Source organism: Phenylobacterium hankyongense, assembly GCF_003254505.1.
GTDB classification, from domain to species: Bacteria; Pseudomonadota; Alphaproteobacteria; order Caulobacterales; family Caulobacteraceae; genus Phenylobacterium; species Phenylobacterium hankyongense.
In genome coordinates, this window is record NZ_QFYP01000001.1 from 2,151,085 (window position 1) to 2,164,834 (window position 13,750).

The following is a 13,750-nucleotide window of genomic DNA, read 5'->3' on the forward strand; positions in this document are numbered from 1 at the left end:
CGGCTACTGCGGCTGAATGGCGACCACTTCGCTGGTCGCCGGATTGAGCGAGAACGCCACCTTCTGGCCGACCTTGGCGGACTTCAGGACGTCGGCGGACGCCTTGAAGGCCATGGTCATGGCGGGCCAGCTCAATTCCGCGATGGGGCCATGATGCAGGGTGACCTTGCCGGCCTTGGTGTCCACGGCCGTGACCACGCCGGTCCCCTGGACCGTCTTGCCGGACATGGCCGCATGATCCTTGGCCGACATGCCCGGCATGGAGGCCATGGGTCGGGCGAGCGCCGGGCTGGCGAGCAGCAGCGCGGCAGTCGCGGCGAGAACTAACTTCATCTGGATCTCCTTCGGGGGTTCGCGTGGAGGGCGGCTTGGCGGCCCAATGCGTCGCTCGATATACGCACGCAGGTCGCCGTCCCCCTTAGAGAGTCCCGCAAAAATACAGACCCGACGCCCCTTGACCCTCCCATGGTGGGAAACCCTACCTCGGGTGCATCGATCACAGGAGATGCCCAATGGTTCGGTTGAATGTGGATGGAATGAGCTGCGGCCACTGCGTCCAGGCGGTGACCCGCGCCATCAACGCCCTCGATCCCCAGGCGGAGGTCCACGTCGACCTGGCCGGCAAGTCGGTCGAGGCGAAGACGAGCGCCGCAGCATCGGCGGTGTCAAAGGCGGTGGAAGAGGCGGGATACACGGTGAACTCCGCCGCGTGCTCAGGAGCGGGGTGGGTCCCTTGATCGCCCGGGGTCGCGCTTACTGCGCGGCGACGGGAGCCAGCGTCCCCAGCACGCTCACCAGGATCAGGATGGCCACGCCGGCGCTGGTCTCCAGAAGGACGCTGCGGCGCAGCGCGGCGATGGCGTGGCGCGGGTCCTTCGCGGTCATGCCCCGCTCGAGGTCCGGCGTGTGACGGAACCGGTTCGCGGCGGCCAAGGCCAGCATGCCGACGAACAGAGCGACCTTGACCATCAGCAGCAGCCCATAGGGCGAGGACGCCAGGCTGCCGATGCGGGAGGGCCCTACCAGGAACCAGCTGTTGACCAAACCTGTCACCAGGATGACGGCGACGACGGCGGAGCCGATGCCTGAGAATCCGGCCAGGGCGCGGTGCAACGGCCGAAACGCATCGACGTCATCGCTGGGGCGCGAGGTGGCGAGCAGCAGGGCGAGCGCCGCCAAGGCCCCCAGCCAGACGCCGGCTGCGAGCAGGTGCAGGACATCAGCTGCGGCGTGCGCTTCGCCCGCCAGGCCCTCCTCGGCAGCGCCGTGCCCCGTCCAGGCGAAGGTGGCCAGGATGGTCGCACCGAGCGCCGCGAGCACGAGCCACAGGCGCGAGCCCTTGGGCAGCGCCAGTGCTGCGATGAGCGCCGCCGCGCCCGCGGCGAGGCGCACCAGGATCGCGGCGCCGAAGGCGCTGTCGCTCAAGACCGACGCCAGGGTCTCGCGGTCGAAAGCTGCGGCGGGGTCGCCCGCCATCGTCGCAGTCTGCGCGAGCAGCGAGACCCCGGCGCCCAGCAGGACGACGCCGGCGCACGCCGCCAGCAGGGGCCGCGCCCACGGCAGCTTCGCGGCGGCCGATCCCCGCAATCCATAGAGGAAGAACAGCGGCGTGCCGAACAGGACCACCGACGTTATGAACTGGGCGATCCGCGCGCCGACGACAGCTGCCTCCATGGCGCGATCAGCGGACGGTGAAGGTGTAGAGGCCTTCCATCCGGTGGGTGTCGGGGGTCACCGCGTGCCACTTGATCTGATAGGCGCCGGCCTTGAGCGGCTTGGCAGGCGTGCCGACCATCGTGTCCTTGGCGATCTTGGCCTTCACCGGCACCGGCGCGCCGTCCAGGGAGAGGTCGAATCCCGAGAACTTCGGGTGAAGCGTCTCGCTGAAGTGCAGCGTGATCTGCTTCGGCGCCGCGACGGTCGCGTTCTGGGCCGGGTCGGAGGCGACGAGATGGGCGTGGGCGGCCGCCTGCGAGGCGGCCAGCACAAGGGCGGCGCCCATCGCACCAGCGCTGAAACGGACCAAGGACATCGACATGTTGGAGCTCCCCTGTTCGGCCGAGGCCGGGATGATGCCGGGAATACGCGCGCGATCGTAGCTTTCCCTCAAACGTCCTGGTGGCGATTTCTCCGATCGCCGGTGAGGGCGTTGGGCGGACCCGTGCGTATTGGTGATGCGAGCGTCGGCTTCGGCCGATCTGCCATTCCTGGGACGAACACATGAGAAATCTCGACCGGCGGCGATTGCTGCGCGGGGCCGCCCTTGCCGGTGGCGGCCTGGCCCTCAGCAACCTGCTGCCCGGATGGGCGCAGGCCGCGGGTGCGGACCAGGCCATGCCCTCGGTGTCCGGCGACAACATCGCGCTGACGATCGACCATGCCGCCTGGACGGTCGATGGCCGCAGGGGCCACGCCGTGACCGTCAACGGCTCCCAGCCGGCGCCGCTGATCCGCTTGAAGGAAGGCCAGGACGTGCGCCTCTCGGTCACCAACCGCCTGTCCGAGACCGCCTCGATTCACTGGCACGGGATGCTGGTCCCGTTCCAGATGGACGGCGTGCCGGGCGTGACCTTCCCCGGCATCCCCGCGGGCCAGACCTTCGTCTACGAATTCCCGGTCAGGCAGAGCGGGACCTACTGGTACCACAGCCATTCGGGGCTGCAGGAGCAGGAGGGGCTTTACGGGCCGATCATCATCGAGCCGAAAGACGCCGATCCGGTGCAGTTCGACCGCGAGTACGTGGTCATGCTGTCCGATTTCAGCTTCCTGCATGCGCACGGGATCTTCGAGAAGCTCAAGCAGCAGGGCGGGATCTTCAACTACCGCCAGGAGACGGTGGCGGGTCTGCTGGCCGGCAAGGGCCAGAACCTGAAGGAGCGGACCCAGTGGGCCAAGATGCTCATGGATCCCACCGACATCTCCGACGTCACCGGCGCGGTCTACACCTTCCTGATCAACGCCCAGGGGCCGAAGGACAACTGGACGGCGCTCTTCAGGCCCGGTGAGCGGGTCCGGCTGCGGTTCATCAACGCCGGGGCGCAGACCGTCTTCGACGTGCGCATCCCGGGGCTGAAGATGACCGTGGTCGCGGCCGACGGTCAGAACGTGCGGCCCGTCGAGGTCGACGAGTTCCAGATCGGCAACGCCGAGACCTATGACGTCATCGTCCAGCCGACCGAGGACAAGGCCTTCACGCTCGTGGCCGAGGCGGTCGACCGCTCCGGCATGGGCCGGGCGACGCTGGCGCCCCGCGCCGGCATGACGGCCCCCGTGCCCCCGCTGCGCGCGCGCCCGATAGCCACCATGCGGGACATGGGGATGGATATGAGCGCCATGCACATGGGCGGTGGCGCGATGCCGGGCATGGACATGTCCGGCACGGCGGCGTCCGGCGGCGCGATGGCCGGCATGGGCCACGACATGTCGGCCATGAGCGCCGCTCCGCCGCCCGGCATGGCGCCGCCGAAGCCGCGCGGCTCCGACGCGATGGGCGACATGGGCGGCATGAAGATGTCGATGATGGACCCCCTGAACGCCCCCCAGGTGAAGCTCGGCCCGGGCGTGCAGATGATCGCGCCCATGCCGGTCGATCGCACCGGCGACCCGGGGCAGGGACTGGAGAGCGTCGGCCATCGGGTGCTGGTCTATCGCGACCTCGTCGCGCTCGAGCCCAACACCGACCCGCGCCCCCCGTCACGGTCGCTCGACATCCACCTGACCGGCAACATGGAGCGGTTCATGTGGGGCTTCGACGGCGAGAAGTTCAGCGAGACGACGAAACCCTACGCCTTCCGCGAGGGCGAGCGGGTGCGGGTGACGCTGATCAACGACACCATGATGGCCCACCCCATCCACCTGCATGGGCACCTCTTCGAGGTGGTCCAGGGGGCGCCCGCCGAGCATCGGCCGCGCAAGCATACAGTGACGGTGCTGCCGGGCGGCAAGGTGTCCTGGGATTTCACGCCCGTGCCCGGCGACTGGGCCTTCCACTGCCACATGCTCTACCACATGCACGCAGGCATGTTTCAGGTGTTCAGCGTCCGGCCGCTGGAAGGAGCGGGTGCGTGACCCGCTTGGCCGTGATCGCCGCGCTTCCGCTGTTGTGGGCCGCACCGGCCGCCGCGCAGCCGATGGACCCCAACATGCCCGGCATGGACATGTCGCCGGCCAAGCCCAAGCCGGCGGTGAAGGCGGCGCCCAAGACGCCGGGTGCGAAGGCCAGGAAGCCGCCCGCGAAAGCCGCGACGACGGCTCCGCCGACTGGAGCGCACGACACGTTCTCGATGCCGGGTATGGCGATGCCCGGAATGGCGATGCCTGCGAAACCGCCGGCCGGCCCCGCTGGGGCGATGCCAGGCATGGCCCAAGCTCCCGGCGCCGCGCCGTCAGCGGCGCCGAGCATGCCCGGGATGGACATGTCGAAGGGTGCGACGCCCGAAGCTGAGGCCCCGATACCGCAAACGCCGCCGCCCCCCGCTCCGACTGATCACGCCGCCGATCGCTACTACGACCCGGCCAGCATGGCCGCCGCACGGCAGGTGCTCCGGATGGAGCATGGCGGAATGGCGGTGTCGCAGGTGATGGCCGACATTGCCGAGTTCCAGGCGGGGTCCGGCGGCGGCTACCGCTGGGAGGGCCAGGCCTGGTACGGCGGAGACATCAATCGGCTGGTCGCGAAGAGCGAAGGCGAGGGGACCCGCCGGGACGGTCTGGACAGCGCCGAGCTGCAGCTCCTCTACGCCCGCGCCGTCAGCCCCTATGTGGACCTGCAGGCCGGGGTGCGGCAGGATTTTGCGCCGCATGCCCGGACCTACCTGGCTGTCGGCGCCCAGTCGCTCTTGCCCTACTGGTTCGACGTGGAAGGGGCCGTGTTCCTGTCCGACAAGGGCGAGGTCCTCGGGCGGGTCGATGGCTATTACGACCTGCGGCTCACCCAGCGCCTGGTCCTGCAACCCCGTGCGGAGTTCAACCTGGCGGTCCAGGACACCCCGGAGACCCGGACCGGATCGGGGCTCTCCGACGCAGCGCTCGACCTGCGCCTTCGCTACGAGATCCGACACGACTTCGCGCCCTACGTCGGGGTTTCGTACCAGCGCCGGTTCGGCAAGACCGCCGACTATGCGCGGCTGGCGGGCCAGGGCGCTGAGAGCACCAGCTTCGTGGTCGGTCTGCGGGCTTGGTTCTGAGGTCGGGAGCGGTCCGGGCCTCAGGGCGCTCGACCCGCGATGATCGCGATTAGAGGTCGAGCGCACGACCGGCCTAGAAATCCCGCACGAGTTGCGTGAGGGGGTGCGTGATGGCCGGACGGTCCCTGCGCGGATGGATGCGCGACCTGCACCTTTACGTCGGCATCGCCGCCAGTCCCCTGGTCATCGTCTACGCGCTGAGCACCTTCGTGCTGAACCATCCGGGCTGGGCCTGGGGCGCGCCCCGGCCCGCTGCGGATCGTAGCGTCGCTATCTCCCTCGGCGACACAACCCAGGCCAGCAGCCTGGCTCTCGGACGTGAGGTCCTGCGCCAGACGGGGGTCTCGGGCGAGATCATGTTCGTCCGCCGTGAGCCCGAGAAGAACCGGCTGGAAATCCCGGTGCAGCGTCCGGGCGACAAGATCACGATCAAGGTCGACCTCGCTGCGGGGCGGGCGATCGTCAGTCACGAGCGGACGAGCTTCTGGAGTCGGCTCGTCTTCCTGCACAAGATGCCCGGACCGCACGTGGTCGATCTGCGCGGCAACTGGTTGCCCGTGGCGCTGTGGCGCTGGTTCGCCGACGCCACGGCGCTCGGCGTGCTCTTCCTCACCGCCACCGGCCTCTACCTCTGGGCGGCGCTCGGGGCCGAGCGAAGAACCGGTGTCCTGTGCCTGGTCGCCGGGTTGGGCGTGTTCGGGCTGCTGGTCGCGGGGATCGTGCTGTGAGCCCCAAGGTCCGCATCCTCAACCGCAAGGTCCACATCTACCTCGGGCTGGCGCTGCTGCTGTTCGTGATCCTGTTCTCCGGGACCGGGCTGCTGCTGAACCACCACTGGGCCTTCGAGGACTTCTGGCCGCACCGCCGGACCACCGACTTCGAGCGCACGTTCAAGCGCCCGAAGGCAACCGGCGATATGGCCATGGCCCGGGACCTGATGGCGCAACTCGGGTTGAGGGGTGAGCTCAACCAGACAGACACGACGCCCGACGGGCGGTTCACGATCCATGCCGGCCGGCCGGGCGAGAGCGTCAAGGTTGACGCCGACCTGACGACCGGCCGCGCCACGGTGCGGCGCGTCACGGTCAACGGCTGGGGGGTGGTCCGGACGCTGCACACCTTCGTCGGCGTGTCGGCCGATGATCCGACCCAGGCTCGCGACTGGTGGATCACCCGGGTCTGGAGCCTGGCGCTCGACCTGACCGCGATTGGCCTGATCCTGCTGGTGACGGGCGGTCTCATCGAGGCCTGGGCGGCGAACCCCCGGCGCACCCTGGGCGTGCTGACGTTCGGGGTCGCAGCGGTCGCCTGCATGGCATTCGTGATCGGGCTCTTTCCCTAGGTCAGCGCCGGTTGCCGCACCGTGGCGCTCTTGCGGAATCCGTGAACGCCTAGGCGGCCCCCGGAACGCCTGGCGTTGGCGGCTGCGATCGGAGGGGCGGAGAAGCCTGGCTCCGATGGGTCATGCGGACCGGCGGCCCGGCCATGCTGCGCCAGGTGGAGCAGGCGCCCGAGGCCAGCACGCGCACCATCATCCCTGATGAGGGCGCGGCCGGCTGCGCCGCGCACAACGTGCTCGGGACTACTGCTTCTGAACGGCGGTCACTTCGCCCGCGCCGCCTTGCAGCTTCACATCGAAGGCAACCGTGTCGCCGACCTTGACGGCGCTGGTCACCGGGGGTCCGGCCTTGAAAACCATGGTCATGGCGGGCCAGCCGGCCTCGGGGATCGGACCGTGGTCGAGGGTGATAGTTCCGGCCTCGGCGTCGACCGCGGTCACCTTGCCGGTTCCTTTCGCCATCTTGGCGTCGCCGGCCATGCCCATGGCGGCCATGTCGCCGCCCTTGGAAGCCGCCGGCGCCGCCGGCGCGGGTGTAGCGACCGCTGCAGTGGCGGGCTCTGCGCCGGGCTCGGTCGCGGCGACGGGCTCCTTCTTCCCGCAGGCGGCGAGGCCGCCCGCAAGGGTGAGTGCGGCGAGGGTCAGGACGAGGCGCTTCATGGGGTTTCTCCTTGGGCTGAAGCGGTGGCTGAAACGGGGGCGGGGCGCCTGCGGCGGAGCAGCAAGTAACCCGCGGGGATGACCAGCATGGAGAGCAGCGGGGCGGTGAGCATGCCGCCGATCATCGGGGCGGCGATCCGGCTCATCACCTCGGAGCCGGCGCCGTGGCCGACCAGGATCGGGGCGAGACCGGCAAGGATCACCGCGACGGTCATGGCCTTGGGTCGAACCCGCAGCAGGGCGCCTTCGCGGACGGCTTCCGCGACGTCCTCGCGGCTCGGGTTCGGGCCGCGCTCGGCGAGTGCGTGCTTCAGGTAGATCAGCATGACCACCCCGAACTCGGCCGAGACACCAGCGAGCGCGATGAAGCCGACCCCGGTGGCGACCGACTGGTGGTAGCCCAGCAGGTAGAGCGCCCAGATGCCGCCGGTCAGGGCGAAGGGAAGGGCGCCCATGATCAGCGCCGCTTCGTCCCAGCGCCGGAAGGTGGCGTAGAGCAGCAGGAAGATGATCGCCAGCGTGGCCGGGACCACCAGCTTCAGCCGCTCGGCCGCGCGTTGCAGATATTCGAACTGGCCGGAGTAGGCGAGGGAGACGCCGGCCGGCAGCTTCACCTCCTTGGCGACGGACCGCTGCAGGTCGGTGACGACCGAGTTCAGGTCGCGGCCGCGCACGTCCACATAGACCCAGGTCGATGGCCGGGCGTTCTCGGTCTTCAGCATCGGCGGGCCGTCGACGATCTGGAGGTTGGCGACTGTCCCCAAGGTGATCTGCTGGCCGGCGGGCGTGAGGATCGGCAGCGCGCGCAGGCCCTCCAGGCTGTCGCGCAGCTCGCGGGGGTAACGAACGTTGATCGGGTAGCGGGCGACGCCCTCGACCGTTTCGCCGACGTTCTCGCCGCCCACGGCGCCGGAGACGATCTGCTGCACGTCGGCGATGTTCAGGCCGAAGCGGGCGGCGGCGGTGCGGTCGATGTCCACGTCGACGTAGCGCCCGCCGGTGAGCCGTTCGGCCAGCGCGGAGCTGACGCCCCGGGTCCTCTTCGCCGCCGCCTCGACCTGTGCGGCGACCCGGTCGAGCTGGGCGAGGTCGCTCCCCGAGACCTTGACGCCGATCGGGCTCTTGATGCCGGTGGCCAGCATGTCGATGCGGTTGCGGATCGGCGGGACCCAGACGTTGGCGAGGCCCGGGACCCTGACGACGCGGTCCAGCTCCTCGGTCAGCTTCTCGGGCGTCATGCCGGGCCGCCACTCGCTGCGCGGCCTGAGCTGGATGGTGGTTTCGAACATCTCCAGCGGGGCGGGGTCGGTGGCGGTTTCGGCGCGGCCGGCCTTGCCGAACACGCTCTTCACCTCCGGCACGGTCTTGATCAGCCGGTCGGTCTGCTGCAGCAGTTCCGAGGCCTTCGCCGCCGAGATCCCCGGGAGGGCGGAGGGCATGTAGAGGAGGTCGCCCTCGTCCATCGGCGGGATGAACTCCCCGCCCAGCCGGCTGAGCGGCCAGGCGGTGGTGGCGAAGGCGATCAGCGCCAGCAGCAGGACGGTCCTGGGCCTGCGCAGCGTCCAGTCGATGGCGGGACGGTAGATGCTGGTCAGCCAGCGATTGAGGGGGTTGGCGTCCTCCGCCGGGATGCGTCCGCGGATCAGGAATCCCATCAGCACCGGCACCAGCGTCACCGAGAGGATCGCCGCGCCGGCCATGGCGTAGCTCTTGGTGAAGGCGAGCGGCGAGAACAGCCGGCCCTCCTGCGCCTGAAGCGCGAACACCGGGACGAATGAGAGGGTGATGATTACCAAGCTAAGGAACAGCGCCGGGCCCACCTCGGCCGCGGCCTCGGTGACCACGCGCCAGCGGGTGTCCTGGTCCAGGAGTTCGTCGGCATGTTCGCGCGCCCAGCGCTCGAGGCGCTTGTGGGCGTTCTCGATCATCACCACGGCGGCGTCGACCATGGCGCCTATGGCGATGGCGATGCCGCCCAGCGACATGATGTTGGCGTTCACGCCCTGCAGCCGCATGACCATGAAGGCGAACAGCACGCCGAGTGGCAGGGTGAGGATCGCCACCAGCGCCGAGCGGCCGTGCCAGAGGAACAGGCCACAGACCAAGGCCACGATGACGAACTCTTCGACGAGCTTCTGGCTGAGGTTGGAGATCGCGCGGTCGATGAGCCGCGAACGGTCGTAGGTGGTGACGATCTCGACGCCTGGCGGCAGGCTGCGCTTCAGCTCCTCGACCTTGGCCTTCACGGCCGTGAGCGTCGTGCGCGCGTTCTTGCCGGAGCGCAGCAGCACCACGCCGCCGGCGACTTCGCCCTGGCCGTTCAGCTCGGCGATCCCCCGGCGCATCTCCGGCCCGAGCTGGATGGTCGCCACGTCGCCGAGGCGCACAGGGACGCCGCCGGCGGCGGTGCGCAGCGGAATGGCGCGGAAGTCGTCCAGCGTCGTCAGGTAGCCGGAGGCGCGGACCATGTATTCGGCCTCGCCCATCTCCAGCACCGAGCCGCCGGTCTCCTGGTTGGCCCGCTGGATGGCCTCGACGGTCTGCTGGTGGGTGACGCCGTAGCCAGCCAGCTTCACCGGATCGAGCACCACCTGGTACTGGCGCACCATGCCGCCGATGCTGGCCACCTCGGCCACACCGGGGAGGGTCTTCAGCTCGTAGCGCAGGAACCAGTCCTGCAAGCTGCGCAGCTGGGAGAGGTCGTGGCGGCCGGTGCGGTCGACCAGCGCGTATTCGTAGATCCAGCCGACGCCGGTGGCGTCGGGACCGAGCGAGGGCTTGGCGGCCGCCGGCAGGCGGCTCTGCACCTGGTTGAGATACTCCAGCACCCGCGAGCGGGCCCAGTAGAGGTCGGTTCCGTCCTCGAAGATCACGTAGACGAAGCTGTCGCCGAAGAACGAATAGCCGCGCACGGTCTTGGCGCCCGGCACCGAGAGCATGGTGGTGGTCAGCGGGTAGGTGACCTGGTTCTCGACGATCTGCGGCGCCTGGCCGGGGTAGCTGGTGCGGATCACCACCTGCACGTCGGAGAGGTCCGGCAGGGCGTCGACGGGTGTGGAGCGCACGGCGATGACGCCCGCGACCAGAAGCGCGAGCGCGGCCATCAGCACGAAGACCCGGCCGCGCACCGAGGCGCGGATGATGGCGGCGATCATCGCGCCGCCGCCTTGTCCATGCGGCGCACGGTTGGGCCGGCGGGCGGCTGGTCGAAGCTGAAGGCGACCTGGTCGCCGGCCTTCAGGCCGCGGGCCAAGGCCGGGTCGGCGAGATGGAACTGCATGGTCATGGCGGGCCAGCCGATGGCGGGAACCGGCTCGTGGGAGAGCGTCACGCTGGCCGGCGAGATTTGTTCGATCCGCCCGACGCTGTCGTAGAGCGCCGGCGCTTTCGATGCCGGCGCCGCGGCCGCCGCGATGGGTCGCGCCTGGACGCCGGACAGGCTGGCTTCGCTGTCGAGCAGGAACTGGCCCGACGCGACCACCTTCTCGCCCTCCGACAGACCGGCCAGCACTTCGGTCTGGCCGTCCGCCTCGCCCCCCACGCGGACCTCTGCGGGCTCAAAGCGACCGCCGGGGCGGGCCAGCATGACCAGCGTGCGCTTGCCGGTGCGGATCACGGCCTCGGACGGGACCAGCAGTGCGGCTTGCGATTGGCCGCCGAACTGCAAGCTGGCGAACATGCCGGGCCTTAGGCGGCCGCCCGGGTTCGGCAACTCGACACGGGCGGTGAGCGTCCGGCTCTCGGCCTGCGCCTGCGGCAGGATCGCGGCGACGCGCCCGGCGAAGGTCTGCCCCGGATAGGCGGCGAGCGTCGCCGTGACGGTCTCGCCGACGCGGACCTGACCCGCCAGGGCCTCGGGCACGGCCGCGTTGAGCCAGACGCGCCCCAGGCCATTGATCTCCGCCAGCGTCTGGCCCGCCGAGAGGGTCATGCCGTTGCGGACCATGAGCGTCTTGATCACCCCGCCGGTCGGGGCGGCGACGGTGACCGTATTGCGCACCTGCCCGCTGCGCTCCACCGCGCCGACCAGCGCCGGCGGCATGCCCAGTAGCTGGAGTCGCTGGCGGGCGGCCCGGATCAGCGCCGTGTCGCCCGTGCGACGCATCGCCAGATATTCGCCTTGGGCGCCGGCCCACTCCGGGATCAACACGTCCGCGAGGGGCGCGCCGGCGGCCACGATGTCGCCGGGCGCGCGGCCGTAGACCCGCTGCACGAAGCCTGCGGCCCTGGCCTGGACCACGGCCACGTCGCGCCCGTCGAAGTCGATGACGCCGGCGGCGGTCGCCCCGCTCGGCAAGCGGCCGCGCTCGGCGCTTGCGACCCGCACGCCCAGGTTCTGCACCCGGGCCGGATCGACCTGCACGCCGGCTTGGCCGGGCGCATCGCCGGCGTATTTGGGGACCAGTTGCATGTCCATGAACGGCGACTTACCCGGCTTGTCGAAGTGCTGCGCCGGCGTCATCGGGTCGTACCAGTAGAGCACCGGGCGGCCGGCGGCCTGGGTGGGCGCGGGGGCGGTTGCGGTCGGATGCATCCGCCCGACCCCGAAGCCGAGCGCCGCGGCGACGGCGAAGCCCGCCGCCGCCACCAGGAGGGTTTGGCGGGTCATTGGTCGCTCCCGTAGGTCAGGACGATGCGCGCCCCGTCGCGGGCGACCATCGCCTCACGCTCAAGCGCCGTGAGCTTGGCGTCGGCAAGGTCCGTGAGGGCCGCGCGGACGTCGTCGAACCCGGCGCGGGCCGCCGCATAGCTGGCGAGCTCCAGGTGCGCACGCTGCTCGGCGGTGGGCGCGAGCACCTCGACGGCGCGGCGCCACTGGTCGTGGTGCATGACATGCTCGGCGATGTCGCCGTCGAGGGCTGCAACCAGCGTCCGGCGGCGATCCTCGCGCTCGATCAGCATGCGGTTGCGGTCGGCGAGGCGCGCCGCGATCAGCGGCGCCTGACGTGTGCTCTTGAAGAGCGGCAAGCTCATGGTGACGCCGGCCGAGACCATGTCGCCGAACATCGGGTCGCGTCGGCCGTAGGAGACCTCGAAGCCCCAATCCGGCTGCGTCGCCGCGCGCGCGGCGTCGACGTCGGCCCCGGCCCGGCGTTCGGCGGCGTCCGCCGTGAGCAGGCTGGGGTGCCGGTCAAGTGCTGCGTGCAGCGCGGCCGGATCGATGTCGTAGTGCGGGGCGTCGCCGGAGGCGGTCGGCGCGGGGTCACCCGTCCAGCGGGAAAGCTCGGCTCGCGCCTTGGCCGCTGCGGCCGCCAGTTCGCTGCGCCGGTCCGCGAACACCGCCTGCAGCCGCTTTGGCTCCAGTCCGACGGCCGGACGCGAGGCGCCGGAGGCGATAGTGGCTGGCTGCGCCGCCCACAGGTCATTCAGCCCGTCCACCAGCTGGTCCAGCGCCGCCAGGCGCCGCTCGGCGTAAGCGAGGTCGATCCAGGCGAGCGCCGTCGCCACCCGGACGTTGCGCTGCTGAAGGGTGGCCTCGGCTTCGGCAACGCCGATTTCCGCAGACCCGGCGGCGACCTCCGCGCGACGCCGCGCGGCGTTCGGCACGTCCTGCACGACCCCGATCCGGGCCATGGTCATGCCGTCGGCGTTGAACCGGCCGGCCGGCGGACCGGAGACCGGGAAGTTGTCGACGCCCACGCTGAGCTTGGGATCGGGCAGGCGGCCGGCAGCGCGGCTGGCGGCGCGTGCGGCGTCCACCTTCAGGGCGCCCGCCTGCAGGCTGGGCGCGGACCGCGCGGCGAGGTCGAGCGCGCCAGCGTAGGTCAGGGGCGCGGCGGCGGCCGGGCTCGCGAGGGCGGCGGCGACCACGAGAGTCGGCAGCCATTGAACGGGAGACATGCTCCGGAACTCCAGATGACGGCGCACACGCGCCAGGGCCGGCGGCTCGACGCCGCCGGGTCAATCGGGTTCAGGGCTTTATGGGGGGTCTTAGATTTCGGTCCGGGGGCCGCGATGGCGCGGCGAGCGCGTCGGCCAAACTGTGATCGACTGTGTTGGCGCTTAGCTCGAAGGCGACCAGCGTCGCCGACGGCGCCGCCACCGCCGTCGTGGCGGCTTGGCAGACGACGCCCTGCTTGCAGGGGTTCTCGGCTTTGCCGCCCTTGGCCGGCGCTTGGCCATGATTGTCCGCCATGGCCGCCGTCGTCGGCCGCATCATCGGGCAATCCGGGGGACACGGATCGCAGGGTTGGGAAGCCGCAACAGCCGGAGCGCCCCCGATCACGAGCATGATCGCGGCGAGCAGAGCGAGAAGGCGGCTCAGCTTCAGCATCATCGCCAAGATGACGATGGCGGATGGCGAAGGCAAGACGCCGGCAGGGGCACTGTTGGACGTCGTCGCGGCGCGGACGTTCGCTAAGCGCGTTGGGCGGGAGGCGACTTGATCGGTCGAGACTTACACAGTCTCTTACACACTTTGCCTGACGTCGAAAAATAATGATGTAAATTCAATGAATTAGACAAGTCATGTGGGACTCAAAATCCGGTTCCGCAAGGAGTGTCGGTTCGAGCCCGACCGCCCGCACCATCCTATGCACGGCGGACGCCTCGGCAGGCGGCGCTC

14 protein-coding genes and 1 tRNA gene are annotated in these 13,750 nt (G+C 70.2%); 7 read left to right on the forward strand and 8 right to left on the reverse strand.

Features of this window, described 5'->3' with window-relative positions:
* Nucleotides 1-3 precede the first annotated feature (3 nt).
* Nucleotides 4-333, reverse strand: coding sequence for a copper-binding protein (locus DJ021_RS10505; RefSeq protein WP_111457494.1), 330 nt, complete (start codon nucleotides 331-333; stop codon nucleotides 4-6).
* A gap of 179 nt (nucleotides 334-512) precedes the next feature.
* Here DJ021_RS10505 and DJ021_RS10510 point away from each other — a divergent pair, with 179 nt between their 5' ends.
* A complete protein-coding gene (locus tag DJ021_RS10510; protein ID WP_111457495.1) occupies nucleotides 513-737 on the forward strand; it encodes a heavy-metal-associated domain-containing protein in 225 nt (74 codons plus the stop codon).
* Between the two features lie 16 nt (nucleotides 738-753).
* Here DJ021_RS10510 and copD read toward each other — a convergent pair whose 3' ends face one another.
* Together copD and copC are read right to left on the reverse strand one after the other, a co-directional pair.
* On the reverse strand, nucleotides 754-1,674 hold the full coding sequence (gene copD / locus DJ021_RS10515) for a copper homeostasis membrane protein CopD (protein ID WP_111457496.1): 921 nt from the start codon (nucleotides 1,672-1,674) through the stop codon (nucleotides 754-756).
* Between the two features lie 7 nt (nucleotides 1,675-1,681).
* Nucleotides 1,682-2,038, reverse strand: coding sequence for a copper homeostasis periplasmic binding protein CopC (gene copC, locus DJ021_RS10520; protein ID WP_243625952.1), 357 nt, complete (start codon nucleotides 2,036-2,038; stop codon nucleotides 1,682-1,684).
* Between the two features lie 182 nt (nucleotides 2,039-2,220).
* On the opposite strand from copC, the gene DJ021_RS10525 reads away from it, so the two are divergent.
* Nucleotides 2,221-4,068 (forward strand): copper resistance system multicopper oxidase, encoded by a 1,848-nt coding sequence (locus DJ021_RS10525; RefSeq protein WP_111457497.1) that lies wholly within the window; start codon nucleotides 2,221-2,223, stop codon nucleotides 4,066-4,068.
* Here DJ021_RS10525 and DJ021_RS19305 read toward each other — a convergent pair.
* Entirely contained in the window at nucleotides 4,034-4,360 is a 327-nt protein-coding gene (locus DJ021_RS19305) for a hypothetical protein (protein ID WP_341538136.1), read from the reverse strand. The genes DJ021_RS10525 and DJ021_RS19305 overlap by 35 nt on opposite strands.
* Between DJ021_RS19305 and DJ021_RS10530 the strand changes: the two genes are divergently transcribed.
* From DJ021_RS10530 to DJ021_RS10540, 3 genes are all read left to right on the forward strand, one after another.
* Complete coding sequence (locus DJ021_RS10530; protein WP_341538137.1) at nucleotides 4,359-5,186, forward strand: copper resistance protein B; 828 nt, start codon at nucleotides 4,359-4,361, stop codon at nucleotides 5,184-5,186. The genes DJ021_RS19305 and DJ021_RS10530 overlap by 2 nt on opposite strands.
* Nucleotides 5,187-5,296: 110 nt before the next feature.
* Nucleotides 5,297-5,914 (forward strand): PepSY-associated TM helix domain-containing protein, encoded by a 618-nt coding sequence (locus DJ021_RS10535; protein ID WP_111457498.1) that lies wholly within the window; start codon nucleotides 5,297-5,299, stop codon nucleotides 5,912-5,914.
* Nucleotides 5,911-6,528, forward strand: coding sequence for a PepSY-associated TM helix domain-containing protein (locus DJ021_RS10540; RefSeq protein ID WP_165837178.1), 618 nt, complete (start codon nucleotides 5,911-5,913; stop codon nucleotides 6,526-6,528). The genes DJ021_RS10535 and DJ021_RS10540 overlap by 4 nt, the downstream gene beginning before the upstream one ends.
* 240 nt (nucleotides 6,529-6,768) lie before the next feature.
* On the opposite strand, the gene DJ021_RS10545 is transcribed toward DJ021_RS10540, so the two are convergent.
* Genes DJ021_RS10545 through DJ021_RS10560 form a run of 4 tightly spaced genes read right to left on the reverse strand, consistent with a single transcriptional unit; the run spans nucleotide 6,769 to nucleotide 13,026 of the window.
* Nucleotides 6,769-7,185 carry a copper-binding protein gene (locus DJ021_RS10545; protein ID WP_111457500.1) on the reverse strand — a complete coding sequence of 139 codons (417 nt, stop codon included), beginning with the start codon at nucleotides 7,183-7,185 and terminating at the stop codon, nucleotides 6,769-6,771.
* Entirely contained in the window at nucleotides 7,182-10,340 is a 3,159-nt protein-coding gene (locus tag DJ021_RS10550; protein ID WP_111457501.1) for an efflux RND transporter permease subunit, read from the reverse strand. Before DJ021_RS10550 ends, DJ021_RS10545 begins: the two co-directional genes overlap by 4 nt.
* Nucleotides 10,337-11,794: an efflux RND transporter periplasmic adaptor subunit gene (locus DJ021_RS10555; RefSeq protein WP_111457502.1), complete on the reverse strand. Its 1,458-nt coding sequence runs from the start codon at nucleotides 11,792-11,794 to the stop codon at nucleotides 10,337-10,339. Before DJ021_RS10555 ends, DJ021_RS10550 begins: the two co-directional genes overlap by 4 nt.
* Nucleotides 11,791-13,026: a TolC family protein gene (locus DJ021_RS10560; protein ID WP_111457503.1), complete on the reverse strand. Its 1,236-nt coding sequence runs from the start codon at nucleotides 13,024-13,026 to the stop codon at nucleotides 11,791-11,793. The genes DJ021_RS10555 and DJ021_RS10560 overlap by 4 nt, the downstream gene beginning before the upstream one ends.
* A 293-nt stretch (nucleotides 13,027-13,319) precedes the next feature.
* Here DJ021_RS10560 and DJ021_RS19085 point away from each other — a divergent pair, with 293 nt between their 5' ends.
* Both DJ021_RS19085 and DJ021_RS18895 read left to right on the forward strand, forming a co-directional pair.
* The gene (locus DJ021_RS19085; RefSeq protein ID WP_133254985.1) at nucleotides 13,320-13,571 is read left to right on the forward strand and encodes a hypothetical protein; all 252 of its coding nucleotides are present in this window, start codon (nucleotides 13,320-13,322) and stop codon (nucleotides 13,569-13,571) included.
* A tRNA-Leu gene (locus DJ021_RS18895) sits at nucleotides 13,556-13,714 on the forward strand. Before DJ021_RS19085 ends, DJ021_RS18895 begins: the two co-directional genes overlap by 16 nt.
* Nucleotides 13,715-13,750 lie beyond the last annotated feature (36 nt).

Bases quoted from the DNA above. Each gene is read 5' to 3' on its own strand.
- DJ021_RS10535 (WP_111457498.1), top strand. From the start codon at position 5,297: ATGGCCGGACGGTCCCTGCGCGGATGGATGCGCGACCTGCACCTTTAC.
- DJ021_RS19085 (WP_133254985.1), top strand. From the start codon at position 13,320: ATGGCCGCCGTCGTCGGCCGCATCATCGGGCAATCCGGGGGACACGGA.
- DJ021_RS10510 (WP_111457495.1), top strand. From the start codon at position 513: ATGGTTCGGTTGAATGTGGATGGAATGAGCTGCGGCCACTGCGTCCAG.
- copC (WP_243625952.1), bottom strand. From the start codon at position 2,038: ATGTCGATGTCCTTGGTCCGTTTCAGCGCTGGTGCGATGGGCGCCGCC.
- DJ021_RS10505 (WP_111457494.1), bottom strand. From the start codon at position 333: ATGAAGTTAGTTCTCGCCGCGACTGCCGCGCTGCTGCTCGCCAGCCCG.
- copD (WP_111457496.1), bottom strand. From the start codon at position 1,674: ATGGAGGCAGCTGTCGTCGGCGCGCGGATCGCCCAGTTCATAACGTCG.
- DJ021_RS10525 (WP_111457497.1), top strand. From the start codon at position 2,221: ATGAGAAATCTCGACCGGCGGCGATTGCTGCGCGGGGCCGCCCTTGCC.
- DJ021_RS10555 (WP_111457502.1), bottom strand. From the start codon at position 11,794: ATGACCCGCCAAACCCTCCTGGTGGCGGCGGCGGGCTTCGCCGTCGCC.
- DJ021_RS10545 (WP_111457500.1), bottom strand. From the start codon at position 7,185: ATGAAGCGCCTCGTCCTGACCCTCGCCGCACTCACCCTTGCGGGCGGC.
- DJ021_RS10550 (WP_111457501.1), bottom strand. From the start codon at position 10,340: ATGATCGCCGCCATCATCCGCGCCTCGGTGCGCGGCCGGGTCTTCGTG.
- DJ021_RS19305 (WP_341538136.1), bottom strand. From the start codon at position 4,360: ATGCCTGGCATCGCCCCAGCGGGGCCGGCCGGCGGTTTCGCAGGCATC.
- DJ021_RS10560 (WP_111457503.1), bottom strand. From the start codon at position 13,026: ATGTCTCCCGTTCAATGGCTGCCGACTCTCGTGGTCGCCGCCGCCCTC.
- DJ021_RS10530 (WP_341538137.1), top strand. From the start codon at position 4,359: ATGGCCCAAGCTCCCGGCGCCGCGCCGTCAGCGGCGCCGAGCATGCCC.